Source organism: Streptomyces sp. NPDC045778 (assembly GCF_056431945.1).
Map to the genome: position 1 here is coordinate 145,990 of NZ_JBWKJZ010000014.1, position 26,074 is coordinate 172,063.

Here is a 26,074-nt window from a genome sequence, read left to right on the forward strand (position 1 = left end):
GGAGTCAGCGCCCCAGCGGACGCCTCGGCAGAGGGGAGGAGTAGACGATGCTCGTCGTCACGGCGCCGAGCGCGCCTATCTTCCCGGAGACCTCCTCCAGGTGCCGCATGGAGCGCGCGGCGACCTTGATGACGAAGCAGTCGTCCCCGGTGACGTGGTGCGCCTCCAGGATCTCCGGCGTCGCCCCGACCAGGTCGTGGAACGGCTTGTAGTTGCCGTTCGGGTAGCGCAGCCGCACGAACGCGAGGATCGGCAGGCCGAGCCGCTCCGGGTCGACCACGGCCGCGTACCCCTGGATCACTCCCGCTTCCTCCAGGCGGCGCACCCGCTCGGTGACGGCGCTCGGGGACATCGACACGGCCCGCGCGAGTTCCGCGTAGCTGGCCCGCCCTTCGCGCTGGAGGACGTCGAGGATGCGCCAGTCGGTGGCGTCCGTGGAATAACCGGTCATGCCCGAGAGGAAACAGGGAAAACCCCGGCTGATCAAGGGGTACGCCGGGAATCGAGGGTTCAGCGCCGCCCGCGCGGCCCGTAGATTTTTGGCCATGAACACGATCAACGCCGTGAGCGCCGCCACCGCCCCGAACCCCGTCCTGCGCGTCCCCCCGGCCTCTCCCGCCGCGGCCGCCGCCTACTTCGGCGCCGGCCTGGCCTTCCACGCCGACGTGTCGGACGTCGCCGCCGCGCTCGCCGCCGACGGCGACCCCGGCTTCGTCGTCCTCGACTCCCGCTCCACCGAGTCCTGGGACCAGGGCCACGTCCCCGGCGCCGTGCACCTGCCCACCGCGCTCATCCCGGCGCAGGCCGAGGCCCTGCTCGACAAGTCGGTGCCCGTGGTCACCTACTGCTGGGGCCCCGGCTGCAACGGCGCGACCCGCGCCGCCCTCGCCCTCGCCGAACTCGGCTTCCAGGTCAAGGAGATGCTCGGCGGCTTCGAGTACTGGGCCCGCGAGGGTTTCCCGTACGAGACCTGGGAGGGGCAGGACCGGCGCGAGGCCGACCCGCTCACGGCCCCCGTCGACGGGGACTGCGGCTGCTGAGCCCGCGGCCCCCGGCGCGGGGGCCGCGAGCCGCGGCTCAGAGCGCCGACAACTCGTCCACCAAGTCGTCGAGCCCCAGCGAGCCCTGCGAGAGCGCCGCCATGTGCCACGCCTTCGCGTCGAAGGCGTCCCCGTGGCGCCGCCGCGCGTTCTCGCGGCCCAGCAGCCAGGCGCGCTCGCCGAGCTTGTAGCCGATGGCCTGGCCCGGGATCGTCAGATAGCGCGTCATCTCGCTCTCCACGAAGTCCGAGGGGCGGCTGCAGCGCGCGTCGTAGAACTCCTGCGCCAGGTCCGGGGTCCACCGCTCACCCGGGTGGAAGTCGGAGTCCGCCGGGATCTCGAGGCCCAGGTGCATGCCGATGTCGACGATCACGCGCAGGGCGCGCATCATCTGCGCGTCCAGATAGCCGAGCCGCCGCTCCGGGTCGGTGAGGAAGCCCAGCTCGTCCATGAGGCGCTCGGCGTACAGCGCCCAGCCCTCCGCGTTGGCGCTGACGGAGCCGACGGACGCCTGGTAGCGGGACAGGTCGGCGGCGACGTGCGCCCACTGCGCGAGCTGGAGGTGATGGCCCGGCACGCCCTCGTGGTACCAGGTCGACACCAGGTCGTACACGGGGAAGCGCGTCTGGCCCATCGTCGGCAGCCAGGTCCGCCCGGGCCGGGAGAAATCCTCCGACGGAGGGGTGTAGTACGGGGCCGCGGCACCACCGGGCGGGGCGATGCGGGACTCCACCTTCCGCACTCGCTCGGCCAGTTCGAAGTGGGTGCCGTCCAACGCCTCGACGGCCTCGTCCATCAGGGCCTGGAGCCACTCCCTGACCTCGTCCACGCCCTCGATGTGCGTGCCGTGCTCGTCCAGGTGCGCGAGCGCCGCCCACGGCGTGGCCGCGCCGGGCAGGATCTTCTCGGCCTCGGCCCGCATCTCGCCGAGCAGCCGGTGGTACTCCGCCCAGCCGTAGGCGTACGCCTCGTCCAGGTCCAGGTCCGTGCCGTTGAAGAAGCGGGACATGAGGGCGTACCGCTCACGGCCCACCGTGTCGGGGGCGCCGGCGATCGCGGGCGCGTACACGTCCCGCATCCAGTCGCGCAGCGCCACAACCGCACCCGTCGCCGCCTTCGCCGCCGCGTCCAGCTCACCCCGCAGGGCCGCGGGACCGTCGGCGGCGAAGTCCTCGAACCAGCCGCGCCCGCCCTGCGGACCCGCCCACTCGGTGAGCTGCTCGACGAACGTCGCCGTCGGCCGCGGCGCGCCCGGCAGGCCCCGTTCGAGACCGAGCGCGAGCGAGGCGCGGTAGCCCTCGTATGCGGCGGGCACGGCGCGCAGCCGCTCGGCGATCGCCGCCCAGTCCTCGGCGGTGTCCGCCGGGGTCACTGTGAAGATCTCCCGCACCTCGTGCGGCGGGGTGCCCAGGTTGCCCACGGCGCGCAGCGGCTCGTCGGCCTCCAGCACGGCCAGCTCCGCCGTGAGGCGTTCCCGCAGCAGCCGCCCGCAGCGCCGCTCGATCGCGGCGTCGGCCCCGGGGCGCGCCTCGGCCGCGTCGAGCCGCGCGAGGGTGGCGCGCAGCAGCTCGGCCCGGGCCGCGTGGCCCGCGGGGGAGAGGTCGGGCAACTTGCTGTGGCTCTCCTTGACGCCGAGGTAGGTACCGGTGAGGGGGTCGAGGGCGACGAGGTCGTCGACGTAGGCGTCGGCGACCTCGCGGGGCAGCGGACCAGTGCCCGTCGCGGTGCTTGCGATCTTCGTGTCTGACATGCGGACATCCTGATACGGGACCGGGGCGCGCGTCACGCGCGTATCCGGGACGGCACGAGCGCCCCCGCCGCGGCGGACCGCCGCACCTCACAGTTGTTTGACTGACCGTTCCAGTTGCGGCTAGCGTCTTCCTCATGGCCAGGACCAAGGAATTCGACCCCGACGTGGCGCTCCGGTCGGCCCTCGACCTGTTCTGGAGCAGGGGGTACGAGGCGACGTCGATGGCGGATCTCGTCGCGCACCTGGGCATCGGCCGCGCCAGCATCTACGCGACCTTCGGCAATAAGCGCGAGCTGTATCTGAAGGCCCTCGACCGGTACGCGGAGACGCGGGAGCCCGAGCTGCTCGACGAACTGTCGCGCCCCGGGCCCGCGCTGCCGGGCGTGCGGATCCTCGTGCGCCGCTTCGCCGCCGAGGCCTCGGCGGACGACTGCCGGCGCACCGGCTGTTTCATCACCAACACGGCGGCGGAGCTGGCCCCGCACGACGAGGCGGCGGACCGCAGGGTCGAGCGGAACTGGGAAGGTCTGGAGACGCTGTTGCGCTCCGCGCTCACCCGCGCGCGGGCGCAGGGAGAGATCCCGGAGGACCGCGACCCGCGCGCCCTCGCGCGGATGCTGCTCGTCCTGCTCCAGGGAATCCGCGTGGTCGGAAAGGTCTCCGGAGGGCGGGAGCGGGTGAGCGACGCGGCGGAGCAGGCCCTGGCGCTCCTGGACTGAACGGGCCAACGGCGGCACGCACGCCCGCCGTTGCCGCCTCCGCCCTCCTGCGCCCTGCCCCCCCCGTACACGGCCCCTTGCTGTCCACGCGATCCCAAGGGCCTGTCCGCGCGATCCCGCGAATCCGTCCGTACGATCCCGCGAGCCTGCCCGCATGACCCCACGGGCTTTCGCACACCCAAATAACAGAACGATCGGTCAAGAGTTCACCGGAAGGAACCCCCATGCCCCAGAAGAAGGTCGCCGTGCTCGGCACCGGCATCATCGGCGCCCCCGTGGCGCGCAACCTGCGCGGGACGTTCGCGGTGAGCGTGTGGAACCGCACGCCCGCCAAGACCGCCGAACTGGCCGCGCTCGACGGAGTGGAGGCGCACGCCGACCCCGCGGGGGCCGTGGCGGGCGCCGACGTCGTGGTGACCGTGCTCAAGGACGGGCCCGCCGTGCGCGAGGTGATGGAGGCGGCGGCGCCGGGCCTCGCCCCGGGAACGGCGTGGGTCCAGCTCAGCACCGTGGGCCTGGCCGCGGCACAGGACCTGGCGGACCTCGCCGAGCGCCATGGACTCGTCCTGTACGACGCCCCGGTGCAGGGCACGAAGCAGCCCGCGGAGAAGGGGCAGCTCGTCGTCCTGGCCTCAGGGCCGCGGGCCGGGCGGGACCGGGTGGAGCCGGTCTTCGACGCCATCGGCAGCCGTACGGTGTGGGTGTCCGAGGAGCCCGGTGCCGCAAGCCGCCTCAAACTCGCCCTGAACGGCTTCGTGTTCGCGCTCACCCATGGCGCGGCCGAGAGCCTGGCCCTCGCCGAGGGGCTCGGTGTGGACCCCGCGCTCGTCGTGGACGTGATCGCGGGCGGGCCCCTGGACAGCCCGTTCTTCCGGGCCAAGGCGGCCGCCATGCTCGCGGGTGAGCACACGCCCAGCTTCACGGTGGCCAACGCGGCGAAGGACGCGCGCCTGGTGGTCGAGGCCGCGCGGTCCGCCGGCGTACCGGTCGACGTGACGGCGGCCGGGCTGCGGCGCTTCGAGCGGGTGGCCGAGGCGGGCCACGGCGACAAGGACATGGCCGCCTCGCACCTCGCCCCGGACACCGCGGCCTAGGACGCGGTGGCCCGCTCCCTCGCCGGAGCCCGGAACCGGCCGGGCTCCGGCGAGACCGCCGGTCGGGGCGGGCCTACTGGCGGCTGTCGTACGGAAGGTGCGAGCGCACCGGTGTCGCGTCCAGGCGGGCGGTGATGACCAGCGTGCCCTCCTCGATCTGGAAGTCGAGGGGCAGGGCGAGGCCGCGCATCGCCGCGACCATGCCGGTGTTGGACGACTGCGTCACCGCGTACACGTTGTCGCAGCCCGCTTCGACGGCCATCGTGACGAGCCGGGCGAGCAGTTCACGGCCGACGCCGCGGCGCTGCCAGTCGTCCTCGACGAGCAGCGCGATCTCCGTCTCGTCGCCGTCCCACAGCAGGTGGCCGAGGCCGACGACGCGGCCGGAGGCCGTGCGCGCGGCCAGGGTGCGGCCGAAGCGCGGGCTCAGCAGGTGGTTGAGATAGCGGTCGGCGTCCCCCACCGGGCCGTGGTAGCGCATGCCCAGGGTGCGCGGGGAGCAGCGCCCGTGCATGGCCTTCGCGGCCTCCAGGTCGGCGGTGTCGGCGCGGCTGACCGTGATGTCGTTGCCCTCGGCGAGGGTCAGGACGTCCTCGCCGCGCGGCACGCGCGGGCCCAGCCTGGTGTCCAGCTCCACCAGGGCCCGCGCGCGGGCGAACTCCGTGGGCGTGAACGGCAGGTACGGGCGCTCGACCGTGATCACCACGCCCTCGGGAGCCCGCAGGCGCAGCACGGTGCCCTCCCAGGCGCCCTCGGCGGGCACCTCCCCGTCGGCGCCGTGGCCCCACTGGGCGGGCAGCGAGCGGATCGTGCAGCGGCCCAGCAACTGGCGCAGCGCGAGCGGCAGTTCCGCGGCGTCCAGCGCCGTGCGCGTGGCGAGGCCGAGGATGCGCGTGGGCGCGTCCACCAGGTCGTGCGCGTCCGCCCGCTCGACCCAGGTGCTCGATCCGCCCGCCACGGCGACCGCTCGGGTCAGGCCCGCCGCGGGGAGCGCGGCGGGCGCGCGCAGCAGGAACTCGTCGACCGTGCCCTCGGCCAGCGGATGCGTCTGGAGGCTGAGGATGTCGACCCGCTCGTGCGCGAGCGCCGTGCACAGCGCGGCGAGCGAACCCGGCTCGTCGCGCACGGTCGTCCGCATGCGCCACAGGACCGACTCGTCCGACGGCGACGCCGGGCCGGACGCGGCGGTGGCCCGGTCCTCCGGGGCGGAGGGCCGGGCGCCGGTATCGGAATCGCCCGTGCCGGGCGGTGCGTGGCTAGGGGCGTGGCGCCGCGCCCACCAGGTGTGGAACCCGGCCGTGGCGGCCAGGACGACGGCCGAGACGAGCAGCAGCTCGGGCCCGTCGGGGCCGTGGCCCACGAGATTGGCCACCGCGTCCGCGACGGCCACGGCCGTGAAGAGCGCGGCCAGCTCGACGACGTCCCGGCGCCAGTGGTGCACCGGCCGGCCGTCCTTCCTCCGTGTCACATCAGGCATGTCAGCACTCATACGGCCACTGTTGCCCAAGGGTGTTGCGTGATCACGAACGTTTTGTGACTGATGGGTTAAGTGCGGTTCTGTCGGTTTCATTCCTTTTGGTTCACCGTGCTGGTCCATCGATCTCCCCCGTCGGCCGTCACCGGCCCATTGATCGTCACTGACCTCTCGGTCGGTCCGACCCTTGCGACCGGCACGGGCCTCGCGGCCCGCCCGGCCCTGTGGCCGCCGCGGGCCCGCGCGTCGTCACCGACCGCGGGCCGTCAGCGGCACCGCGTCCACCGTGGCGCACCGATGGACGTGTCGTCCAGCACTTCACCGGCGGAAGCACCCATCGGTACGCGCCAACGGAAGCACCCGCGAGCGCTCACCGGCGGACGCGCCCGCCGGAGGCTCACTGGCCCACGCGCCCCGGGCGCAGCACCTTGGTGAAGAGCACGCCTCCGCCCTGCTGCCGCAGCCGCACCGTCAACTCGCCGCTGCCGCCGTCGATGTCCACCTCTCCGTAGTACGGCGGTGTCTCCGCGGGCGACGTGTTGGGCCGGTCCGGCGCTTTGACGAACGTCTGGTCCGGACCGAAGGTTCCGTCGAGCTTCACGGCGGGGAAACCGCCCGCCGCCAAGGGGCCCGACACGAACTCCCAGAACGGCGCGAAGTCCTTGAAAGCGGCGCGCGAGGGGTCGTAGTGCTGCGCCGATGTGTAGTGCACGTCGGCGGTCAGCCACACCGTGCCGGTGATCCGGCGGTGCTTGATGTGCCGCAGCAGCTCGGCGATCTGTAGCTCACGGCCGAGCGGGGCGCCCGGGTCGCCCTGCGCGACGGCCTCGAAGTTCGTCCGGCCGTCCGCGACGACCAGGCCGAGCGGCATGTCGGAGGCGATCACCTTCCACACCGCGCGCGAGCGCGACAACTCCCGCTTGAGCCAGGCGAGCTGCTCGGCCCCGAGGATCCCGGTGGCGTCGTCGGGTTGGCGGTTCGGCGAGTTCGCGTTGCGGTACGTACGCATGTCGAGCACGAACACGTCCAGGAGCGGGCCGTGCCGCAGCACCCGGTACACCCGCCCGTCCTTGTCGCCGGGGCGCTGGGTCGAGATCGGGTAGTACTCGCCGAACGCCCGCAGCGAGCGCCCCGCGAGGACGTCGACGTTCTTCTCCGTGTAGCGCGGGTCGTCGAGGATCTGCCCCGGGTACCAGTTGTTGCGCACCTCGTGGTCGTCCCACTGCACGACGGAGGGCACCTGGGCGTTGAAGCGGCGCACGTGCTCGTCGAGCAGGTTGTAGCGGAAGTTGCCGCGGAACTCCGCGAGCGTCTCGGCGACCTTGGACTTCTCCTCCGTGGTGACGTTCCGCCACACCCGTCCGTCGGGCAGTGTGACGCTCGCCTGGATGGGGCCGTCGGCGTAGATGTTGTCGCCGCTGCACAGGAAGAAGTCCGGGTCGCGCCGGCGCATCTCCTCGTAGACCTGCCAGCCGCCGAGGTCCGGGTTGATGCCCCAGCCCTGGCCCGCGATGTCGCCCGACCACAGGAAGCGCACGCCGTCCTTGCGCGAGCGCGAGACCGTGCGGAAGGTGCCCGTGACCGGCCTGCTCGTGCGCCTGGGGTCGTCCGGGTCGGCCAGGAGCACGCGGTAATGGATCTGTTCGCCGGAGGGCAGCTCGCGCAGCCGCGTCGTCCCCGTGAAGTCGGTGCGGGGGCCGAGCAACGGCCCGTACCAGCGCTTGGGTCTGTGGAACGACTCGGTGGCGGAGGTCTCCACGATCATGCGGGCGGGCCGGTCGGAGCGGACCCACACCAGACCCGAGTGCGCGCCCACGTCACCGGCCTGCACGCCCCACAGGGCGCTGGGCCGCCCCGAGCGGGCGAAGGCCGGGGCGGCGCCCCCGAGCACGGGCACGGCGGGCACGGCCAGCGCGGCGGACGCGGCGAGCGAGCCGCGCAGCACGCTGCGGCGACGCGGCGAGGGGCTCGACGGACGGTGTGACATGAAGGCGCCTCCAGGAACGGCGGGTCGATCGGTGTGCGGAGTCACGTTTACTTTCGTGTCACGGCCCGCACGCGAACCCCAAGTGAACAACTGGCCATGACTCCAGGGGAACCGCCGCGCGGACACCTCCGCGCCTGACGCCTGTCCGCGGGGAAGGGCCTAGTCCAAAGGTCGTACGCCGCGGGCCCCGCGCACCGGGACCGACGCCCGATGCTGACAAGATCCACTGCTTTCTACAGTGGCCCGGACGGCGCGCGACAGGGCGGGCCGCACCCCAGCAGGACGCAAGGAGTACCCCGTGCCCGTCAACGGTTCGAGCCACATCCGCATCGCCCGCCCCTCCCGTGACCTCGCCGCGGCGGAGCGGTTCTGGGTCGCAGGGCTCGGCCTGGACGTCGTCTACCGCAAGGACGGGAGCGGCGGCCCCGGCGAGCACGCGCTGCTCATGGTCGGCTGGCCGGACGCCCCCTGGCACCTGGAGCTGGTCCACGACGCGGCGGCCGCGCTGGAGTCGCGGCCCACCGAGGAGGACCTCCTCGTCATCTACGTGGACGGCGAGGTTCCGGACGACCTGGTCGCGCGCCTCGAAGCCCACGGCGGCCGGCGCGTCGTGTCGCCCAACCCGTACTGGAACGAGTGGGGCGTCACCGTCGAGGACCCCGACGGCTACCGCTTGGTGCTCTCCACGCGCGCGTGGTCCAACTCCTGAGGCCCGGCCGCCCTCCCGCGCGTCAGCGGCTCGTGTCGAGGATGACGCGCGCCACGCGCGCGGGGTCGTCGTTCATCGGCACGTGCCCGCAGCCGGGCAGCCGGACGAGCCGGGCCTCGGGCACGGCCCGCTTGGCGCGCACGCCCTGACGGCGCAGCAGCAGCCGGTCGCGGGTGCCCCACGCGATGGTCACCGGAAGGCCCGGCACGTCGTCCCGGAACAGCACGTCCCGCCCTGCCGACAGCGTCTGCTCGAACCCGGTGGCGTACCGCAGCGCCAGCGTCTCGGCCACGACGGCCTCCGGGGCCCGGCGCGCGGGGCGGGCGTAGATGGTGCTCGTCAGGGCAGTGCGGCCCGCGGCGCTGCGGGAGAGCCGTTCGATCATGGGCACCGGAAGGGCGGACGCGACGCGCCGCATGGAGAGCAGCGTCGCGAACGCGTACCGCCGCTCGGCCGGGGTCCAGAACCCGGCGGGCGAAAGGGCCGTGACGGACCGTACGAGCTTCTCGCGGCCCATCTCCAGGGCGAGCAGGCCGCCGAGCGAGTTGCCCGCCACGTGCGGCCGTTCGACGTCCAGGACCGCGCACAGCGCGCCGAGCGCGGGCACCACCGACGGCAGGCCGTACGCGAGGCCGTCCGGGAGCGGCGGTGACACGCCGAAGCCCGGCAGATCCACGGCGATCACGTCGCGCTCGGCCGCCAGGATGTCCACGACCGGGTCCCAGGCCTGGCGGTGGTGCCCGATGCCGTGCAGGAGCAGCAGGGGCGCGCCGCTGCCCGTGCGCCGGTAGGAGACGGTCACCGTGCGCGGCCCGCCGGGCGACTCGACGGCGAACGAGACCTCTGTCACCTCTGCGGCCATGACCACTCCTGACTTAGACAGCTTGTCAGCAACAATTACCGCTCGGTAGCGCCGAGTTCAAGGGGACGGCCCGCACCGGTCGGCGGCGCCCGGCCGGGCACGGCTGTGATCCTCGTCCGCCGGACCCGCCACGGGTGGACAGCCAAGGGCCGGTGAGCTGGGATGGGAGCGTGGCTACCGACACCGCGACCGACGTCTTCGAAGAACACCGGCCCGTCCTCATCGGCGTCGCCTACCGCATGCTCGGCCGCGTGGCCGACGCGGAGGACGTCGTCCAGGACGCCTGGCTGCGCTGGTCGACCGCCGACCGCGAGCAAGTGCGCGAGCCGCGCGCCTACTTGGTACGCGTCACCACGCGCCTGGCCATCGACCGGCTCCGCCACGTGCAGTCGCGCCGCGAGTCCTACGTGGGGCCCTGGCTGCCCGAGCCCTACGTGACCGACTTCGGGCCCACCGTCCCCGACACCGCGGAGCGGGCCGTGCTCGCCGACTCCGTGTCCCTCGCCGTCCTCGTCGTCCTGGAGTCGCTCTCGCCCTTGGAGCGCGCGGTGTTCGTGCTCCGCGAGGCCTTCGGGTTCCCGTACGCCGAGATCGCCGCCACCCTCGACCGCAGCGAGGCCGCCGTGCGCCAGCTCGCCGGGCGGGCCCGCAAACACGTCGACGAGGGCAGGCCGCGCTACGAGGTCGACCCCGCCCAGCGGCGCGACCTCACCGAGCGCTTCCTCGCCGCCGCGGTGGACGGCGACCTGGAGGGCCTGATGTCCCTGCTCGCCCCGGACGTGAGCCTGGTCGGCGACAGCGGCGGCAAGACCAAGGCGCCGCTGCGGGTCGTGGAGAGCGCCGACAAGGTGGGCCGCTTCCTGCTGGGCGTGACGAAGAAGGGCGTACCGAGCGCCGAGCGGGTCGAGTTCCGCTTCATGGAACTCAACGGCGCCGCCTCCGTCGTCTTCCTCGCGGACGGCAAGGTGGACAGCGTCTTCCAGCTGGATGTCGCCGAGGGGCGCGTCCAGCGCGTCTACATCGTGCGGAATCCGGACAAGCTCGTGAGCCTCCCCGCCTAGGCTCCCCGCGTCCCTGACCAAGCCCCCGCCCGTGCGACGGCGGGGGCTTCGTGCCGTACGCGCGCGTGGGGGACGTATCGGTTTTCGTCACGCCAGGGGGTGAGGTGTCGACCCTGCGCGAACACCGCATGAATGCTCTGTGGCACCACTTCTGTGCGGGCGGTAACGGAAGCAGGATTGGTCTTGACCAAGGGTGGGTGCGGCTCTATCGTCGCTGAGATAGTGCAGGAACCTTTAATAAACAAGGCGCTGAAAAGCCGCCTGCGCACGGCGATTGCGGAGGACAGGGTGGGGACCACGCAGCTGGAATCGGTGCCGGAGCCGAAGTACTGGCACCTCAAGACCGTGCTCAGCGAGGCACTCGACTCCGAGTTCGCCGTCGGTGAGATCCTTCCGAACGAGCGGGACCTCGCGGCCCGGTTCGGCGTCGCCCGCGCGACGCTGCGCCAGGCCCTGGAGCAGCTCGAACTGGAGGGCAGGCTCCAGCGCCGCCGCGGCGTCGGCACGACCGTCGCGCCGCCGCGCATGGGCGTGGCCGTCGGCACCGCCCGGGGCAGCTGGCCCGGCGCGCCCGGCGACGACTGGCAGCCCGCCGACAGCGAGACCGCCACGCCGCCCGCCGACGTGGCCCGCGCCCTGGGGACGGCCCCGGACGAGCCCGTGCACACGGTCCGCCGCACCCGCGTCTCGCACGGCCAGCCCGTCGCCGCCGAGCTGCTGTACGTGCCGTCGGCGTCGGTGCCCGACCTCACCGCCATCGACGCCCCCGCGGGCCCCGCACGCGCGCGAGCCGTGCTGCGCGAGCTGGCCCGCCTCGACATCGAGGGCCAGGACCGGGCCGTCGAGCTGGGCTCGGCCCGCGCCGACGACGCCCGGGCCCTCGACCGGCTGCCCGGCGCCCCGGTCCTGGTCGTCACCACCCGCTTCCTCGCGGGCGGCCGCACGGCGGCGCTCTCCGTGGCGACGTACCGGGCGGACACCTGCCGCCTCACGTTCGGCGACGAGGGCGCGGTGGAGATCCACCACGGCCCGGAGCGCCAGGCCTCCTGAGGCCTGCCGGACGGACGGGAACGCCGGACGGGCACCGAGCCCGCCCGGCGTTCGAGGCCGAGCACGCAGCGCGGGGAGCCCCCGCCTCACCGCGAAGCGGACACCGTGCCCTCCACGGCGAACAGCTCGTCCTCCACATGGTCGAGCGCCAAGCGCAGCGCGCCCGTCGCGACGGCCGCCTCGCCCAGCATCGAAAGGGCCACCCGCGGCGGCCTGAGGCAGTAGCGGGCCAGCTCGCGGCGCAGCGGGTCCAGGACACCGTCCAGGCCCGCCGCCCAGCCGCCCACCACGACCAGCTCCGGATCAAGGGCCAGGACGAGCGCCGCCACGTCGTGCACCAGGCGCCGGATGAAGCGGTCCACCGCCGCGAGGGCCCGCTCGTCGCCCTGCCGGGCGTGCGCGAACACCTCCGCCACGGCCTGCTCGTCCAGCGGGTGCAGCGGCTCGTCCGTGGTCGAGAGCAGCGTCTCCGGCTTCACCTCACGGCCCAGCAGGTGCAGCGCGCCGATCTCACCCGCCGCGCCGCCGTAGCCGCGGTGCAGCCGCCCGCCGATCAGCGAACCCGCCCCCGGGCTCAGCCCGGCGAGGACGAACACCACGTCGTCCGATTTCGCCGCCACGCCCTTCCAGTGCTCGGCCACCGCCGCCGCGTTCGCGTCGTTCTCGACCAGGACCGGGCACTTGAAGGAGCGGCGCAGCCGCTCGCCGAGCGGCAGCCCCGTCCAGCCGGGCAGCGCCGTGCTCAGGCGCACCGAGCCGTCCGCCTCCACGATGCCGGGGCTGCCCACGCCGACGGCGCGCAGCGAGCCACGGGCCACCCCGGCGCGGCGCAGCAGATCGGCGACCGCGCCGCGCAGCCGCTCCAGGCGCTCGTCGGCGGGCGCCGTCTCGGAGACGTCCTTGGCCGCCGTGCCGAGGATCTTGCCGTGCAGGTCGGAGAGGACGGCGGCCACGCGGTGCGGGCCGATCTCCAGGCCCAGCAGATGCCCCGCCTCCGCGCGGAATCGGAACTTCCGCGCTGGTCGCCCCTGGCGCCGCGCGGCACCGTCGTCCACGTCCGTCTCCACCACGAGACCGGCCTCGATGAGCCCTTCGACCACGCCCTCGACGGTGGGCCGTGACAGGCCCGTCGCCCGGGTGATCTCCGTGAGTGTCGCGAAATCCGCGGCGCGCAGCGCGTGCAGCACCACCGAGGAGTTGATCCGCCGTAGCAGAGATGGATCTCCGCCGGTCAGCCGCCCCAACGTCCTACCTTCCATCCCATGCGCATGATGGGCGGATGGTACTCGGAAGCCGTCGGCCGGTGCGAGTGCCGATCGCGCCGACCCCTGCGGGACCCCCTCATCCGGGGGCCACGAAACCGGACTCATAGGCCACGATCACCGCCTGCGTCCGGTCCCGGGCGCCGAGCTTCGCGAGCACCGCGCTCACATGCGACTTGACTGTCTCCGTGCCGACCACGAGCCGATCGGCGATCTCCGCGTTCGACAGGCCGCGCGCCACCAGGCGCAGCACCTCCTCCTCGCGCCCGGTGAGCCCCGCCCGCGCGAAGGCGGCCCTGGCGTCCTCCCGTCCCCGCTCCTCGCCGTGGCCGGCCGCGAGGCGGCGCACCGCCGCGGGGAACAGCAGCGACTCGCCCTCGGCGACCAGGCGCACCGCGTGCACGATCTCCGCGGGCCGGGCCCGCTTGAGCAGGAAGCCGTCGGCACCGGCGCGCAGCGCCTCGTACACGTACTCGTCGTTCTCGAAGGTCGTGATGACGACGATCTTCGGCGGGTCCTGCACGGTGCGCAGCAGCGCACGCGTGGCTTCGATGCCGTCCAGGAGGGGCATGCGCACGTCCATGGCGACGACGTCGGGGCGCAGCTGCCGCACCAGGGGGATCACGGCGGCACCGTCGGCCGCCTCCCCGACGACCTCGATGTCGGGCTGCGCCTCCAGGACGGCACGCAGACCCGCGCGGACGAGGGGCTCGTCGTCGACGAGGAGTACGGTCACGGGCATCCGGCCAGCCTAGATCACGGGCCCCGGAAGGGCTCAGGGGGCCTCAGCGCAGCGGCAGTTCGGCGTGCACCCGCCACTCGCCGTCCTCGGGCCCGGTGCTCGCCCGGCCGCCGAGCAGGACGGCGCGCTCGCGGATGCCGCGGAGACCGCTGCCGCCCCGCCCCGCCGGGACGCCCTGCCGGGGCAGGGCGTTGCGCACGTCGAGGGTCAGCCGGCCGCCGGAGACGGCCACGCGCACCCGTACCGGAACCGGGCCCGCGTGCCGCAGGACGTTCGTCAGGGCCTCCTGGAGCATGCGGTAGCCCTCGCGCGACACGGGCCCCGGCAGGTCCTCCACCGGGCCCGTCACCTCGGCGTCGACCTCGGCGCCCACCGTGCGCGCGGACTCCAGGAGCCGGTCGGCGGCGGCGAGGGTCGGCCTGCGGTGGGCGGGCGCCGTGTCCTCCCGCAGCACGCGGAGGACCCGCTCCAGGTCCTCCAGAGCGTCGCGGCCGGTCTCCTCGATGGCCTCCAGGGCGCGGTCGGTGAAGTCCGCGTCGGCGGCGGCCCGCGCGGCACCGGCCTGCACGACGGCGACGGTCAGAGCGTGCCCGATGGAGTCGTGCAGCTCGCGGGCGATGCGGTTGCGCTCCAGGAGCTGCTCGGTGCGCTCTTCGAGGGCCGTGAGGCGCTCGGTCGGCGAGGGGCCCAGCAGGCTGCGGGCGGCGGCCGCGGCCAGGCTGCCCGCCGCGACGACCAGGGCGCCCAGGACGAGCAGGGGCAGCGGCAGGAGCAGCGCGTTCCAGGCGCCCTGCCCCGGCCGGGTCAGGAACAGGCCGTCGTCGTCGGGGGCTTCGTCCGTCGTGCCGAGCAGCGTGAGCGCGTACCCGATGAGCTGCACCGACGCGACGCCGAGCCCCCACCCCAGCTCCAGGCGCACCACGAGCCACACGGCGGTCCTGCCGCGGTCGCGCCACGAAGCCGACGGGGCCACGGAGACGCCGGAGTCGTCGCCGCTGTCGCCCGCGGACCGCGCGTCGGCCGCGGGCGCCCCGGGGGCGTGCGTCCCGGGGAACAGCATCAGACGTGCCTGGAGGCCCTCGGCGCGGCGCATCGCGGGCACCAGCGCGGCCGCCGCCGTCAAGGGGATGGGCAGCAGCGTGATGACCACCCAGTCGCGGGCCGAGGCGTTCTCGACGCCGTGCACCGTCGCCGCGGCGAGCACCACGAGGCCGCCGACGAGCAGGTGCAGCCAGCGGGTGTAGGTGACCGCTCGGGTCAGCGGTCGCAGCAGGCGGATCATGCGGGTCATCGTGCCAGCACGCGCGCGGGGCCCGGCTCCCCCGTGCGGGGGAGACGATCTCCTCGGCCGGGGGAGGCCCCGCACCGGCGCGGGACGCGAGGGTTGCCCCATGACCAGCATCGACGTCCACCAGCTGACCAAGGAGTACGGCGCGAGGCGCGCGGTCGACGACCTGACCTTCAGCGTCCGGCCCGGCCGCGTCACCGGCTTCCTCGGGCCCAACGGCGCCGGCAAGTCCACCACGATGCGCCTCGTGCTCGGCCTCGACCGGCCCACGTCGGGCACCGCCACCGTCGGCGGGCGCCCGTTCGCGTCGTACGACGAACCGCTGCGCCAGGTCGGCGCCCTGCTCGACGCGCAGGCAGCCCACGGCTCGCGCACCGCCCGCGACCACCTGCGCGCGCTCGCCGTCAGCAACCGCATCGCCGCCCCGCGCGTGGGCGACGTCCTCGAAGAGACCGGCCTGGCCGCCGTCGCGCACAAGCGGATCAAGACGTTCTCGCTGGGCATGCGCCAGCGCCTCGGCATCGCGGCCGCCCTGCTCGGCGACCCCGCCGTGATCCTCCTCGACGAGCCGTCCAACGGCCTCGACCCGGAGGGGATCATCTGGATCCGCGAGCTGATGCGCCGCCTCGCCCGGGAGGGCCGCACCGTACTCGTGTCGAGCCACCTGATGAACGAGACCGCCACGTTCGCCGACCACCTCGTCGTCCTCGGCAAGGGCAGGCTCCTGGCGGACACCCCCATGCGGGAGTTCATCACCGCGCACAGCAGCCCCCGCGTGCGGGCCCGCACCAGCGACCCGGCACGGCTGCGGGCCGCCCTCGCCCGCGCCGGACACGAGCTGACCGAGGGCGAGGACGGCACGTGGACGGTGGCGGGCGTCCACGCCGCCGAGGTCGGCGCGCTCGCCGCCCGCGAGGGCGTCCCGATCCTCGGACTCGCCGACGAGGAGGCCTCCTTGGAGCAGGCCTATCTGGCCCTGACCGCCGAGGAGACCGAATTCTCCGCGAGCCCCGCCGACGCCGCCACGACCCGCCAGGAGGCCTGACCATGTCGACCGCCGCCGTGCTCCACTCCGAGTGGATCAAGATCAAGTCGCTGCGGGCCACGCTCGTCTCGCTCCTCGCGGTGTGCGCGGCGACCCTCGCCATCACCGTCCTCGCGTTCGCCACCGTGGGCCGGGCGGAGGCCGACAACGCCGACGCCGAACCCGTCTTCGACGCCTTCTACGCCCTCAACTTCGGCCAGATCGCGGCCATCAGCTTCGGCACCGCCGCCGTCGGCTCCGAGTACGTGACGGGGGCGCTGCGCGTCTCGCTCGCGGCCGTCCCGCGCAGGGGCCTGTTCTACGCTGCGAAGGCCGCGGTCGTCGGCGCGGCGGCCCTGCTCGTGGGCCTCGTCACCTGCTTCGGCGCCTTCCTCGCCGGACAGGCCTTCCTGGGGGAGTACGCCATCGGGCTCGGCCACCCCGGAGCGCTGCGCGCCTGCCTGGGCGGCGGGGTCTACCTGGCCCTGATGGCGCTGTTCGCGGCGGGACTCACCAGCCTGCTGCGCAGCGGCACGACCGTGCTCAGCCTGCTGATCCCGTTCCTCCTCATCGTGTCCTTCGTGGTCGGCGACGTCGCGGGCGGCGCCGCGCAGTTCCTGCCCGACAAGGCAGGCCAGCAGGTCCTGCACGAGGACCCCACGGGCACGCTCGGCGCCTGGACCGGGCTCGCCGTGACGGCGGCCTGGGCGGGGGCGGCGCTGCTCGCGGGCTGGTGGGCGGTGCGCCGCAGGGACGCCTGACGCGTGACCACCCGCCGTCTCCCCGGCGCAGGTGACTGATTGTCAGTGGCGGCCGCTTTACTGGACCGCATGAGCAGCGCAGAGCACCTCGCGACGATCGACCTGCTGCGCGCCCGGGACTTCCCCGACGCGCCCGGCAGGTCCACGGCCGGTCACGCCGGACCCGGCTTCCACATCGCGGAGTTACGCACGTTCGAGGCGGAGGACGACGACGGCACGGCCCGCGCCGCCATGGAGGAGCAGTGCGAGGCGGAGCGCGACGCGCTCACCGTGCTGCTGACCGCGCGCTGGGGCGAGCCCCACATATGCAGCCTGGCCAGCGCCTTCGCCCGGGTCGTGGCCGGTGCGGGGGACGTGCCGGAGCCCTGGGCCCTGCTCAGCGAGACCGTGCCCGACGTGCACCTGTGGCGGACCGAAGGCCGCTGGACGGCCCTGGGGGTGGCACGCTGGGGCGGCTGGGAAGCGCTGCAACTCCTCGCGGTGATCACGAAGGTCGACCCGCCGTAGCGAGCGCCGCGCCGACCGGCCCGGGGTGTCAGCCCCGGCCGCCGTGGTCCGCCGCCAGCTTCAACTCCCCGTACGGGGACGGCAGGAAGAACCGCGCCACCTCCGCGTCCCGCACCTCCGCGAGGCTCGCGGGCGACCAGCGCGGCCTGCGGTCCTTGTCCACGACCTGGGCGCGCACGCCCTCCGGAAAGTCCGGGGAGGTCAGACACGCGCACGACGTGCGGTACTCCTGGCGCAGCACGTCCTCCAGGGACCCCAGGGCGCGGGCCCGGCGCACGGCGGTGAGCGTGACCTTCAAGGACGTGGGCGAGCGCGAGAGCAGCGTCTGAGCGGCCTCCTTCGCCGCAGGATCGCCCCAGCTCAGGAGCCGGTCCACGATCTCCTCCACAGACCCGGCGGCGTAGCAGGAGTCGATCCACTCCCGCCGCGCGGCCAGTTCGCCCCCGGGCGCGGCTTCGGCGAAGGCGGCCACCACCTCAGTCGCCTCGCCCTCCGCGAGCGCCGCGGTGAGGTCCGCGAGCCGCCCGGACGGCACGTAGTGGTCGGCGAGCCCGCACAGCAAGGCGTCCGCGGCGCCGACGGACGCGCCGGTCAGGGCCAGGTGCGTGCCCAGCTCGCCCGGGGCCCGCGACAGGAGGTACGTCCCGCCGACGTCCGGCACGAAGCCGATGATCGTCTCCGGCATCGCGACGCGCGAGCGCTCCGTGACGACCCGCACGTCGCCGTGGGCGGAGACACCGACACCGCCGCCCATCACAAGGCCGTCCATGAGGGCGACGTAGGGCTTCGGGTAGTTGGCGACGCGGGAGTTGAGGACGTACTCGTCGTGCCAGAAGGCCGCGGACGCGGCGCCGCCGCCCGCGAGGACGTCCTCGCGCACGGCCCGGATGTCACCGCCCGCACACAGACCCCGCTCCCCGGCGCCGGACACCACGACCGTCGCCACCGCCTCGTCCCGCTCCCACGCGGCGAGCGCGTCGTCGATCAGGCGGACCATGGTGTGGTCCAGGGCGTTGAGCGCGCGGGGCCGGTTCAGGACGACGTGGGCCGCGCGGCCCTCGGTGCGCAGGAGGACCGGGGGCGGTGCGTCGTGGCTCACGGGGTGGTTCCGTCCTTCGGTGGTGTATCGGGGGCGGGGGTGCCGGCGGGCGCCCCCGTGTCCTGGAAGGCCGCGAGGATGCGCTCCGCGGCCGTGGTCGCGGTCACCGTGCCCTCGCGCACGCCCCGCTCCAGGTCCGGCGCGAGGCGCCGCACCTCCGGGGCGGCGTACAGGCGGCCGAGCAGCTCTTCGCGCACCATCGTCCACGTCCAGTCGACCTGCTGGTCGCGGCGCTTGGCGGCGAGGCGGCCGGTGGAGTCGAGGAGCGCGCGGTGCTGCTCCAGGCGCTCCCACAGCGTGTCGAGCCCCGTGCCCTCGCGGGCGCTGCAACTGAGCACCGGCGGCGTCCACACCGCGTCTTTGCCGTGCATCAGGCGCAGCGCGCCCGCCAGTTCGCGGGCCGCCGAGCGCGCGTCCCGCTCGTGCGGGCCGTCGGCCTTGTTCACGGCGATGACGTCCGCCAGCTCCAGAACGCCCTTCTTGATGCCCTGGAGCTGGTCGCCGGTGCGGGCGAGCGTGAGCAGCAGGAACGAGTCGACCATGTTGGCCACGGCCGTCTCCGACTGGCCCACGCCCACGGTCTCCACGAGCACCACGTCGTAACCCGCGGCCTCCATCACCACGATGGACTCACGGGTCGCCTTCGCCACGCCGCCGAGCGTCCCCGCCGTGGGCGAGGGGCGCACGAACGCCATCGGGTCCACCGAAAGGCGCTCCATACGCGTCTTGTCGCCGAGGATGGAACCGCCCGTGCGCGTCGACGACGGGTCGACGGCGAGCACCGCGACCCGGTGGCCGAGCGAGGTGAGCATCGTGCCGAGCGCGTCGATGAACGTCGACTTGCCCACGCCCGGCACCCCGCTGATGCCCACGCGCCGCGCCCGTCCCGCGTGCGGAAGCAGCTGCGTCAGCAACCGCTGGGCGAGGACGCGGTGTTCGGCCTTGGTGGACTCCACGAGCGTGATCGCGCGCGCGATGTGCGCGCGCTTGCCGTCGAGCACGCCCTTCACATAACTGTCGAGATCGATCGTCGGTGCCATGGGGTCAGCGGCTCACTGCCCGTGCCCGGGGCCGTCGGCGGTCTGTTCGTCCTGTTCGTCATCGGGCTTTTCGGCCGTCACCTCGTGGCCGAGGTTCCCGGCGAGCCGCCGCACCAGGTCGTACGCCGCGTCCGGGATCACCGTGCCCGGCGGGAACACGGCCGCCGCGCCCATCTCCAGGAGCGTCGGCACGTCCTGCGGCGGAATGACACCGCCCACGACGATCATGATGTCCTCGCGGCCCTCGGCGGCCAGCTCCTCGCGCAGCGCGGGCACCAGCGTCAGGTGCCCGGCCGCCAGCGAGGAGACGCCCACGATGTGCACGTCGGCCTCGACGGCCTGCCGCGCCACTTCGGCGGGCGTCTGGAACAGCGGGCCGACGTCGACGTCGAAGCCCAGGTCGGCGAAGGCCGTGGCGATGACTTTCTGGCCGCGGTCATGGCCGTCCTGGCCCATCTTGGCGACCAGGATGCGCGGCCGGCGCCCCTCGCCCTCCTCGAAGGACTTGACCAGCGCGCGGGTGCGCGCCACGGACGGCGAAGGGCCTGCTTCGGTGCGGTACACACCGGAGATCGTACGGATCTGACCCGCGTGCCGCCCGTACGCCTTCTCCAGGGCGTCCGAGATCTCGCCGACGGTCGCCTTCGCGCGGGCCGCGTCCACGGCCAGCGCCAGCAGGTTGCCTTCGAGCCCGGGGCCGGAGCCGCGCTCGGCCGCCGCCGTCAGCTTGGCGAGCGCGTCCTGGCAGACCGCGTCGTCGCGCTCGGCGCGCAGCCGCCGCAGCTTCTCGATCTGCTGCGTGCGCACCGAGGAGTTGTCGACCTTCAGGACCTCGATCTGCTCGTCGGTGTCGACCCGGTACTTGTTCACGCCGATGACCGGCTGCCGCCCGGAGTCGATCCGCGCCTGCGTGCGGGCCGCGGCCTCCTCCACGCGCAGCTTCGGGATGCCCGCGTCGATGGCCTGCGCCATGCCGCCCGCGGCCTCGACCTCCTGAATGTGCTGCCAGGCGCGGCGCGCCAGGTCGTAGGTCAGCCGCTCCACGTACGCGCTGCCGCCCCACGGGTCGATGACGCGGCAGGTCCCCGACTCCTGCTGGATGAGCAGCTGTGTGTTGCGCGCGATACGGGCCGAGAAGTCCGTGGGCAGCGCGAGGGCCTCGTCCAGGGCGTTGGTGTGCAGCGACTGGGTGTGGCCCTGCGTGGCGGCCATGGCCTCCACGCACGTGCGCGTCACGTTGTTGAACACGTCCTGCGCGGTCAGCGACCAGCCCGAGGTCTGCGAATGCGTGCGCAGCGAAAGGGACTTGGGGTTCTGCGGGTCGAACTGCTTGACCAGCTTGGCCCACAGCAGGCGCGCCGCCCGCAACTTGGCGACCTCCATGAAGAAGTTCATGCCGATCGCCCAGAAGAACGAGAGCCGCGGCGCGAACGCGTCCACGTCCAGGCCTGCCTCCCGCCCCGCCCGCAGATACTCCACGCCGTCCGCGAGGGTGTACGCCAGCTCCAGATCGGCCGTCGCCCCGGCCTCCTGGATGTGGTAGCCGGAGATCGAGATGGAGTTGTAGCGCGGCATCTTCTGCGAGGTGTACGCGAAGATGTCGGAGATGATCCGCATGGAGGGCTTGGGTGGATAGATGTAGGTGTTGCGGACCATGAACTCCTTGAGGATGTCGTTCTGAATGGTCCCCGCCAGCTTCTCCGGCGGCACGCCCTGCTCCTCGGCGGCGACGATGTACAGCGCGAGCACCGGGAGTACCGCGCCGTTCATCGTCATCGACACCGTCATCCGGTCCAGCGGGATGCCGTCGAACAGCTGGCGCATGTCGTAGATCGAGTCGATGGCCACGCCCGCCATGCCGACGTCACCGGTCACCCGCGGGTGGTCGCTGTCGTAGCCGCGGTGCGTGGGCAGGTCGAAGGCGACCGAGAGGCCCTTCTGCCCGGCGGCCAGGTTGCGCCGGTAGAAGGCGTTGGACTCCTCCGCCGTCGAGAAGCCCGCGTACTGGCGGATCGTCCACGGCTGGTTCACGTACATCGTCGGATACGGGCCGCGCAGATACGGCGCCACTCCCGGGTACGTGTCCAGGAAGTCCAGGCCCTCCACGTCGGCGCCGGTGTACAGCGGCTTGACCGCGATGCCCTCCGGGGTCTCCCAGAGCAGGTCGTCCGCGTCCTTGCCGGTGACGGCCTCGACGGCGGCGCGCCACTGCCCTGCGGAGCCCTGCGGCGGCGCGCCCGCCTCCAGGCCGATGCCGGAGAAGTCGGGGATCGTCATGGCGCCACTCCCATGAGGTCGAGGGTGGAGGACAGCACGGCCACGGCGTCGCAGCCGGCGTGGACGTACGCGTCGACATCGTCGCCGTACTCACCGGCCCGCCCGGCGAGGAACACGTGCCGGGCGCCCGCCGCCTTGAGCGCGGCGGCGACGGCCGCCGCCTCCTCGGCGTACAGGGCGTCGCTGGAACACAGGCACGCGACCGTCGCGCCGCTGGCGCGGAACGCCTCGGCGGCGGTCTCCGCGGTCACCGACACCGGGTCGTGGACGGGCTCGATGCCGCCCGCCTGGAAGAGGTTCGCGGCGAACGAGGCGCGTGCCGTGTGCGCGGCGGCCGGGCCGAGCGCGGCCAGGAACACCTTCGGCCGGGCACCCGTCGCCTCCACGTGCGCGTCCGAGCGGGACCGCAGCGCCTCGTACGCCTCGTCGCGGCGCACCCGGGGCAGGCCGCCCGTCGGCCCCGCGGGCGCGGGCTCGCGCTCCACCGGCTTCTCGCCGAGGTGCGGGAACTCGCTGACACCGGTGATCGGTTCACGCCGCTCGGCGAGCTTGCGGCCGCGCTCGGCCCAGGTCGCCGCGAGGCGTTCGCCGAGCAGGCCCGAGCGCAGCGCGGCGGCCTGGCCGCCCGCCCGCTCGATCTCCTGGAAGAACGCCCAGGCCGCGTCCGCCAGTTCGGCGGTGAGCCGCTCCACGTACCAGGAGCCGCCCGCCGGGTCGATGACCCGGGACAGGTGCGACTCCTCCAGGAGGATCGTCGAGGTGTTGCGGGCGATCCGGCGCGCGAACGCGTCCGGCCGGCCGATGGCGTGGTCGAAGGGCAGGACCGTGACCGCGTCGGCGCCGCCCACCCCGGCGGCGAGGCCGGCCACCGTCGTCCGCAGCATGTTCACCCACGGGTCGCGGCGGGCCATCATCACCGGGGACGTGACCACGTGCTGGCGCTGCGCGCCGGCCGCCGCGTCGCCGCACGCCTCGGCCACCCGGGCCCACAGGCGCCGCGCGGCGCGCAGCTTGGCGATGGTCAGGAACTGGTCGGCGGTGGCCGCGTAGCGGAACTCCAGCTGCGCGCACGCCTCTTGGAGCGTCAGGCCCGCGTCGGTGAGGAGCCGCAGATACGCGACGCCGGTCGCGAGCGAGGCGCCCAGCTCCTGCGCGGCCGAGCCGCCCGCCTCGTGGTACGGCAGCGCGTCCACGGTCAGGGCCCGCAGGCCGGCGTACTCACGACCGGCGAGCCGCGCCAGCTCGACGGCCGCGTCCGCGCCCAACTCCTCGCCCGTGCGCGCCTCATGCCCCAGCGGGTCGGCGCCGAGCGTGCCGCGTGCCGCGCTCTTGGCGACGCCCGCCGCGTCCACGAGCCCGAGGAAGGCCCGCGCCGCCGACTCGTACGCCGCACCGGCGTCGAGGGCGACCGGGGCCAGGTCCAGATACACCCCGTCGAGCGCCCGCTCCAGGCCGGACACGGGCAGCGCGTCCGGGCCGAGGGTCAGCCACAGCGAGGTGACGCCGTTCTCCAGGTCGGCGAGGACGGCTTCGTTCGTGTGCGCGGGGTCGCTCGTCGCGTGCCGCTGGCGTACGTCCCAGCCGGTCGCGGCGGCGCCCGCGGCGGAGCCGCCCCGCACGAAGGGGGCGAAGCCCGGGTGGCCCACGTCGGCCACGGCGTCACGGGCGGTGTACAGCGGGCGGGTGGTGAGCCCGTCCTCCAGTGCGGTGGACAGTGCTTCCTCAGCCGCCGTCCCCGATACGTCCTTGCCCGACTTGCGCAGTACGCCTTCCACCAGGCGCTGCCACTGCTCATGGGTCGCATCAGGGAACTCGGCGGCCAGCGAAAGCCCGTCGTCAGGCAGGACCGTCATGCGTCGATGCTAGGGCGGAAACGGCACCTCATGCCGAGGCGCGGCTGTGACCTTGGACTCTTTGGATGCTCTTGAACTCGGCCGGTACGAACGCTATTGCCGCACGTCACAGAAGGGGCATCAGGGGTGATGTGGGGTCCGGGAGGGGTTTGCCCAATGCCGCCGATTGAGGTAGTGGAGCGCCGGTGGCGAACCGCGTGTACTCGTGGGCGAGGCGGAAGCCCGTCGTCCAGGCGAGCAGACGGCTCGGACGGTTGTCGCGCGCGCAGGACCAGCTCGCGGTGCGGCCCCGCGCCGCGACGTCCGCCGTGAGCGCGGCCACGCAGGCGTGCGCGAGTCCCCTGCGGCGGTGCGCGGGCGCCGTGGCGACGGCCACGTCCTCGTACGCCGTGCCCGCGAAGTAGGAGCAGGCGACGGACAGGACCCGGCCGCCGCGGTCGAAGGCGGCGACCGCGTGCCCGGACGCGGCGAGTCCCTCGGCGCCGCCCCAGCTGTCGTGGATCCAGCCGGAGCCGGGCCACAGAGCGGCCGCCGCGGCCAGCGCGGCCGCGTCGCCGGCGGCCACCGGGCGGATCCGCACCCCGCGCGGTGGCCGCGGCGCGGCCACGGGCTCCCGGTGGACGTACACCATGCGCTCGACGGGCACCAGGCGCGCGAACGCGGCACCGAGCACGGGCAGGAACCGCAGCGGGGCCTCGACGTGGCAGGCCGCGAACGGCGCGAGCCCCGCGGCCGTCACCGCGCCCGGGTCGCCGCGCAGCACGACGTGCCCGGCACAGGCCACCGCGAACGCGCGCGGCGCCTCGGCGCGGTCCGCCCACCACCGGCCGGTGCCGTGCGCCAGGACGTGTTCGGGCAGGGCGGCCGTCCCGGGCGCCCCGGCGGCGAACCAGTCGGACAGGGCGGGAAGTTGACGCGGCTCGAACGGGATCACGAAAGCCGTCCTCCAGGAGTGTCCACGAGTGATCGAGAGGATAGAGGGCGCACGCCGGGGTCCGCCCGGCGCCTCAGGAGGCGGCGCCCACCAGCAGGTCGGCGAGCTTGGAGAGGCGCTTGACGGTGCGGTCCTCCGTGGCGGCGGCGGCCGGTTCGACCCTCTCGTCGCGGTCGTAGTAGGCGCCGTTGACGATCTCGACGGCCGGGTCGCACAGCCGCACCACATGGGCGGCGCCCTCCGCCGCGGTCGCGCCCGCGTGCGCGTACAGCGGCAGGAGCGCGGTGTCGCACACGCCCGGGTGCACGGAGACCGCGGTCACGCGCGGGTCGGACGCGAAGACGGTGAGCGCGAGCTGTGACTGGGCGTAGGCGGCGAGGCGCGAGTAGCGGCGGGCGCGGTTCGGGTCGCTCCACTGGATCGAGGCCGTGCGGTGCAGCGACGAGGAGACGTTGACGACTCGACCGCCGGGATCGCTGGTCAGCGCGGGCTCCAGGAGGCCGGTCAGGAGGTAGTGCGCGAGGAAGTTCACCTGGAAGGCGATCTCGTTGCCGTCGGCGGTGAGGGTGTGCCGCTCGGGAGCCGCGATGCCCGCGTTGTTCACCAGTACGTCCAGACGCGGGTGCTCGGCGACGACGTGCCGCGCCAGCCGGTCGACCTCCTCCAGGCGTGTGAAGTCGGCGTCGACGGCGTACGGGCGCGGCGCGCCGGGGCGGGCCGTGGCGGCGAGTTCGTCGACGGCCGCCCGGGCTTCGGCGGCGGTGCGGCCGTGCACCAGGACGGTGACGCCGCGCTCGGCGAGCAGGCGAGCGGTCTCGTAGCCGATCCCGGAGGTCGCTCCGGTCACGAGCGCGGTACGGCCGGACAGTGAGGCAGAAGACATGGCTGTGTTCCTGTGTCGGGGCATGCCGGGACGGCCCCCGGTGGGGGCTGGGCATGCGGTGTGAGGGGGAGCGCCGGGGCCGCGAGCGCTGTCGGAAGCGCAGGACGCGGCGGGAAGGGGCGCGGGCCGGGTGCGGTGCGGGTACGGCGTCCCGTCAGGAGAGCGGGCGCGTGACCGGCACCGCCGTATGGGGCGGCCGGTCGTCAGGGCGCGCGAAGCTGTTCACGACGCCCATACAACTGGCCTCTGAGCTGGGCCTCAAGCCGTCCGCACGGTCCTTGACGAGGCCCTGATACGGACAGTGGACAGGGCCTGACCTCCCATCAAGACCCCGTCAAGAGGACCTGATGGCACATCAGGAGAGCGTCAACAAGAACGGAAACGTCCGGAACCGACCCAAGACTGATCACCACGGGGGGGACGGACGAACGGGCCCCGGTGCGGGCTCGGAGGGCGTGTGACGACGACCACCGCCGATCGTGCACGCGTCCGGCTACGGGGGCAGGGGCGGGTGCGCCCCGCACCGGCGCCCGTCGTCCGTCCGCGCGGACGTCCCGGGTCCCGGCCACGAGGGAGGCCGGGACCCGGGACGTCCTCTTTCCCGTCGTCCTCCCTCCCGGCCCCACGCCGGGGCTCCTGGAAACGGATGGGGCGCGCC

The 26,074-nt window shown here is 73.9% G+C and carries 23 protein-coding genes; 9 read left to right on the top strand and 14 right to left on the bottom strand.

Going from position 1 to position 26,074, the window contains the following annotated elements; all coding sequences use genetic code 11:
- Positions 1–4: 4 nt before the first annotated feature.
- Positions 5–451, bottom strand: a complete 447-nt coding sequence (locus AC07GB_RS19915; RefSeq protein WP_478847153.1) for an Lrp/AsnC family transcriptional regulator — start codon at positions 449–451, stop codon at positions 5–7.
- 94 nt (positions 452–545) lie between these two features.
- Between AC07GB_RS19915 and AC07GB_RS19920 the strand changes: the two genes are divergently transcribed.
- Complete coding sequence (locus AC07GB_RS19920) at positions 546–1,040, top strand: rhodanese-like domain-containing protein (RefSeq protein ID WP_478847155.1); 495 nt, start codon at positions 546–548, stop codon at positions 1,038–1,040.
- A gap of 37 nt (positions 1,041–1,077) precedes the next feature.
- Here the strand turns inward: AC07GB_RS19920 and AC07GB_RS19925 are convergent, their stop codons facing one another.
- Complete coding sequence (locus AC07GB_RS19925; RefSeq protein ID WP_478847157.1) at positions 1,078–2,790, bottom strand: DUF885 domain-containing protein; 1,713 nt, start codon at positions 2,788–2,790, stop codon at positions 1,078–1,080.
- Positions 2,791–2,924: 134 nt separating this feature from the next.
- On the opposite strand from AC07GB_RS19925, the gene AC07GB_RS19930 reads away from it, so the two are divergent.
- A complete protein-coding gene (locus AC07GB_RS19930; RefSeq protein ID WP_478847158.1) occupies positions 2,925–3,509 on the top strand; it encodes a TetR/AcrR family transcriptional regulator in 585 nt (194 codons plus the stop codon).
- Positions 3,510–3,733: 224 nt separating this feature from the next.
- On the top strand, positions 3,734–4,603 hold the full coding sequence (locus AC07GB_RS19935; RefSeq protein WP_478847160.1) for an NAD(P)-dependent oxidoreductase: 870 nt from the start codon (positions 3,734–3,736) through the stop codon (positions 4,601–4,603).
- A 73-nt stretch (positions 4,604–4,676) separates the two neighbouring features.
- On the opposite strand, the gene AC07GB_RS19940 is transcribed toward AC07GB_RS19935, so the two are convergent.
- Positions 4,677–6,080, bottom strand: a complete 1,404-nt coding sequence (locus tag AC07GB_RS19940; protein WP_478847162.1) for an N-acetyltransferase family protein — start codon at positions 6,078–6,080, stop codon at positions 4,677–4,679.
- 394 nt (positions 6,081–6,474) lie between these two features.
- Positions 6,475–8,064, bottom strand: a complete 1,590-nt coding sequence (locus AC07GB_RS19945; protein WP_478847164.1) for an alkaline phosphatase D family protein — start codon at positions 8,062–8,064, stop codon at positions 6,475–6,477.
- 298 nt (positions 8,065–8,362) lie between these two features.
- Between AC07GB_RS19945 and AC07GB_RS19950 the strand changes: the two genes are divergently transcribed.
- Positions 8,363–8,773 (top strand): VOC family protein, encoded by a 411-nt coding sequence (locus tag AC07GB_RS19950; RefSeq protein WP_478847166.1) that lies wholly within the window; start codon positions 8,363–8,365, stop codon positions 8,771–8,773.
- A gap of 22 nt (positions 8,774–8,795) precedes the next feature.
- Here AC07GB_RS19950 and AC07GB_RS19955 read toward each other — a convergent pair whose 3' ends face one another.
- Complete coding sequence (locus AC07GB_RS19955; protein ID WP_478847168.1) at positions 8,796–9,635, bottom strand: alpha/beta fold hydrolase; 840 nt, start codon at positions 9,633–9,635, stop codon at positions 8,796–8,798.
- Between the two features lie 170 nt (positions 9,636–9,805).
- Between AC07GB_RS19955 and AC07GB_RS19960 the strand changes: the two genes are divergently transcribed.
- A complete protein-coding gene (locus AC07GB_RS19960) occupies positions 9,806–10,696 on the top strand; it encodes an RNA polymerase sigma-70 factor (RefSeq protein ID WP_478847170.1) in 891 nt (296 codons plus the stop codon).
- A 288-nt stretch (positions 10,697–10,984) separates the two neighbouring features.
- Positions 10,985–11,746, top strand: a complete 762-nt coding sequence (locus AC07GB_RS19965; protein WP_478847172.1) for a GntR family transcriptional regulator — start codon at positions 10,985–10,987, stop codon at positions 11,744–11,746.
- 86 nt (positions 11,747–11,832) lie between these two features.
- Here AC07GB_RS19965 and AC07GB_RS19970 read toward each other — a convergent pair whose 3' ends face one another.
- The 3 genes from AC07GB_RS19970 to AC07GB_RS19980 form a co-directional block, all read right to left on the bottom strand.
- Positions 11,833–12,990, bottom strand: coding sequence for an ROK family transcriptional regulator (locus tag AC07GB_RS19970; RefSeq protein WP_478847307.1), 1,158 nt, complete (start codon positions 12,988–12,990; stop codon positions 11,833–11,835).
- 97 nt (positions 12,991–13,087) lie between these two features.
- Positions 13,088–13,750 carry a response regulator gene (locus AC07GB_RS19975; RefSeq protein WP_478847174.1) on the bottom strand — a complete coding sequence of 221 codons (663 nt, stop codon included), beginning with the start codon at positions 13,748–13,750 and terminating at the stop codon, positions 13,088–13,090.
- Positions 13,751–13,793: 43 nt separating this feature from the next.
- Complete coding sequence (locus AC07GB_RS19980; RefSeq protein WP_478847176.1) at positions 13,794–15,032, bottom strand: sensor histidine kinase; 1,239 nt, start codon at positions 15,030–15,032, stop codon at positions 13,794–13,796.
- A 109-nt stretch (positions 15,033–15,141) separates the two neighbouring features.
- Between AC07GB_RS19980 and AC07GB_RS19985 the strand changes: the two genes are divergently transcribed.
- The 3 genes from AC07GB_RS19985 (at position 15,142) to AC07GB_RS19995 (ending at position 17,330) form a co-directional block, all read left to right on the top strand.
- Positions 15,142–16,083 (top strand): ABC transporter ATP-binding protein, encoded by a 942-nt coding sequence (locus tag AC07GB_RS19985; RefSeq protein ID WP_478847178.1) that lies wholly within the window; start codon positions 15,142–15,144, stop codon positions 16,081–16,083.
- A gap of 2 nt (positions 16,084–16,085) precedes the next feature.
- Positions 16,086–16,823, top strand: a complete 738-nt coding sequence (locus tag AC07GB_RS19990; protein WP_478847180.1) for an ABC transporter permease — start codon at positions 16,086–16,088, stop codon at positions 16,821–16,823.
- Between the two features lie 69 nt (positions 16,824–16,892).
- The gene (locus AC07GB_RS19995; protein WP_478847182.1) at positions 16,893–17,330 is read left to right on the top strand and encodes a hypothetical protein; all 438 of its coding nucleotides are present in this window, start codon (positions 16,893–16,895) and stop codon (positions 17,328–17,330) included.
- 28 nt (positions 17,331–17,358) lie between these two features.
- Here the strand turns inward: AC07GB_RS19995 and AC07GB_RS20000 are convergent, their stop codons facing one another.
- From AC07GB_RS20000 to AC07GB_RS20025, 6 genes are all read right to left on the bottom strand, one after another.
- Positions 17,359–18,429, bottom strand: a complete 1,071-nt coding sequence (locus tag AC07GB_RS20000) for an enoyl-CoA hydratase/isomerase family protein (RefSeq protein ID WP_478847184.1) — start codon at positions 18,427–18,429, stop codon at positions 17,359–17,361.
- A complete protein-coding gene (gene meaB, locus AC07GB_RS20005; RefSeq protein WP_478847186.1) occupies positions 18,426–19,469 on the bottom strand; it encodes a methylmalonyl Co-A mutase-associated GTPase MeaB in 1,044 nt (347 codons plus the stop codon). Before meaB ends, AC07GB_RS20000 begins: the two co-directional genes overlap by 4 nt.
- Before the next feature lie 12 nt (positions 19,470–19,481).
- Complete coding sequence (scpA, locus tag AC07GB_RS20010) at positions 19,482–21,746, bottom strand: methylmalonyl-CoA mutase (RefSeq protein WP_478847188.1); 2,265 nt, start codon at positions 21,744–21,746, stop codon at positions 19,482–19,484.
- Positions 21,743–23,599, bottom strand: a complete 1,857-nt coding sequence (mutA, locus tag AC07GB_RS20015; RefSeq protein WP_478847190.1) for a methylmalonyl-CoA mutase small subunit — start codon at positions 23,597–23,599, stop codon at positions 21,743–21,745. The genes scpA and mutA overlap by 4 nt, the downstream gene beginning before the upstream one ends.
- A gap of 106 nt (positions 23,600–23,705) precedes the next feature.
- Positions 23,706–24,533 carry a GNAT family N-acetyltransferase gene (locus AC07GB_RS20020; protein ID WP_478847192.1) on the bottom strand — a complete coding sequence of 276 codons (828 nt, stop codon included), beginning with the start codon at positions 24,531–24,533 and terminating at the stop codon, positions 23,706–23,708.
- Between the two features lie 73 nt (positions 24,534–24,606).
- Positions 24,607–25,416 (bottom strand): SDR family NAD(P)-dependent oxidoreductase, encoded by an 810-nt coding sequence (locus AC07GB_RS20025; protein ID WP_478847194.1) that lies wholly within the window; start codon positions 25,414–25,416, stop codon positions 24,607–24,609.
- Positions 25,417–26,074 lie beyond the last annotated feature (658 nt).

Bases quoted from the DNA above. Each gene is read 5' to 3' on its own strand.
- AC07GB_RS19915 (WP_478847153.1), bottom strand. From the start codon at position 451: ATGACCGGTTATTCCACGGACGCCACCGACTGGCGCATCCTCGACGTC.
- AC07GB_RS19920 (WP_478847155.1), top strand. From the start codon at position 546: ATGAACACGATCAACGCCGTGAGCGCCGCCACCGCCCCGAACCCCGTC.
- AC07GB_RS19925 (WP_478847157.1), bottom strand. From the start codon at position 2,790: ATGTCAGACACGAAGATCGCAAGCACCGCGACGGGCACTGGTCCGCTG.
- AC07GB_RS19930 (WP_478847158.1), top strand. From the start codon at position 2,925: ATGGCCAGGACCAAGGAATTCGACCCCGACGTGGCGCTCCGGTCGGCC.
- AC07GB_RS19935 (WP_478847160.1), top strand. From the start codon at position 3,734: ATGCCCCAGAAGAAGGTCGCCGTGCTCGGCACCGGCATCATCGGCGCC.
- AC07GB_RS19940 (WP_478847162.1), bottom strand. From the start codon at position 6,080: ATGCCTGATGTGACACGGAGGAAGGACGGCCGGCCGGTGCACCACTGG.
- AC07GB_RS19945 (WP_478847164.1), bottom strand. From the start codon at position 8,064: ATGTCACACCGTCCGTCGAGCCCCTCGCCGCGTCGCCGCAGCGTGCTG.
- AC07GB_RS19955 (WP_478847168.1), bottom strand. From the start codon at position 9,635: ATGGCCGCAGAGGTGACAGAGGTCTCGTTCGCCGTCGAGTCGCCCGGC.
- AC07GB_RS19975 (WP_478847174.1), bottom strand. From the start codon at position 13,750: ATGCCCGTGACCGTACTCCTCGTCGACGACGAGCCCCTCGTCCGCGCG.
- AC07GB_RS19980 (WP_478847176.1), bottom strand. From the start codon at position 15,032: ATGATCCGCCTGCTGCGACCGCTGACCCGAGCGGTCACCTACACCCGC.
- AC07GB_RS19985 (WP_478847178.1), top strand. From the start codon at position 15,142: ATGACCAGCATCGACGTCCACCAGCTGACCAAGGAGTACGGCGCGAGG.
- AC07GB_RS19990 (WP_478847180.1), top strand. From the start codon at position 16,086: ATGTCGACCGCCGCCGTGCTCCACTCCGAGTGGATCAAGATCAAGTCG.
- AC07GB_RS19995 (WP_478847182.1), top strand. From the start codon at position 16,893: ATGAGCAGCGCAGAGCACCTCGCGACGATCGACCTGCTGCGCGCCCGG.
- meaB (WP_478847186.1), bottom strand. From the start codon at position 19,469: ATGGCACCGACGATCGATCTCGACAGTTATGTGAAGGGCGTGCTCGAC.
- scpA (WP_478847188.1), bottom strand. From the start codon at position 21,746: ATGACGATCCCCGACTTCTCCGGCATCGGCCTGGAGGCGGGCGCGCCG.
- mutA (WP_478847190.1), bottom strand. From the start codon at position 23,599: ATGACGGTCCTGCCTGACGACGGGCTTTCGCTGGCCGCCGAGTTCCCT.
- AC07GB_RS20025 (WP_478847194.1), bottom strand. From the start codon at position 25,416: ATGTCTTCTGCCTCACTGTCCGGCCGTACCGCGCTCGTGACCGGAGCG.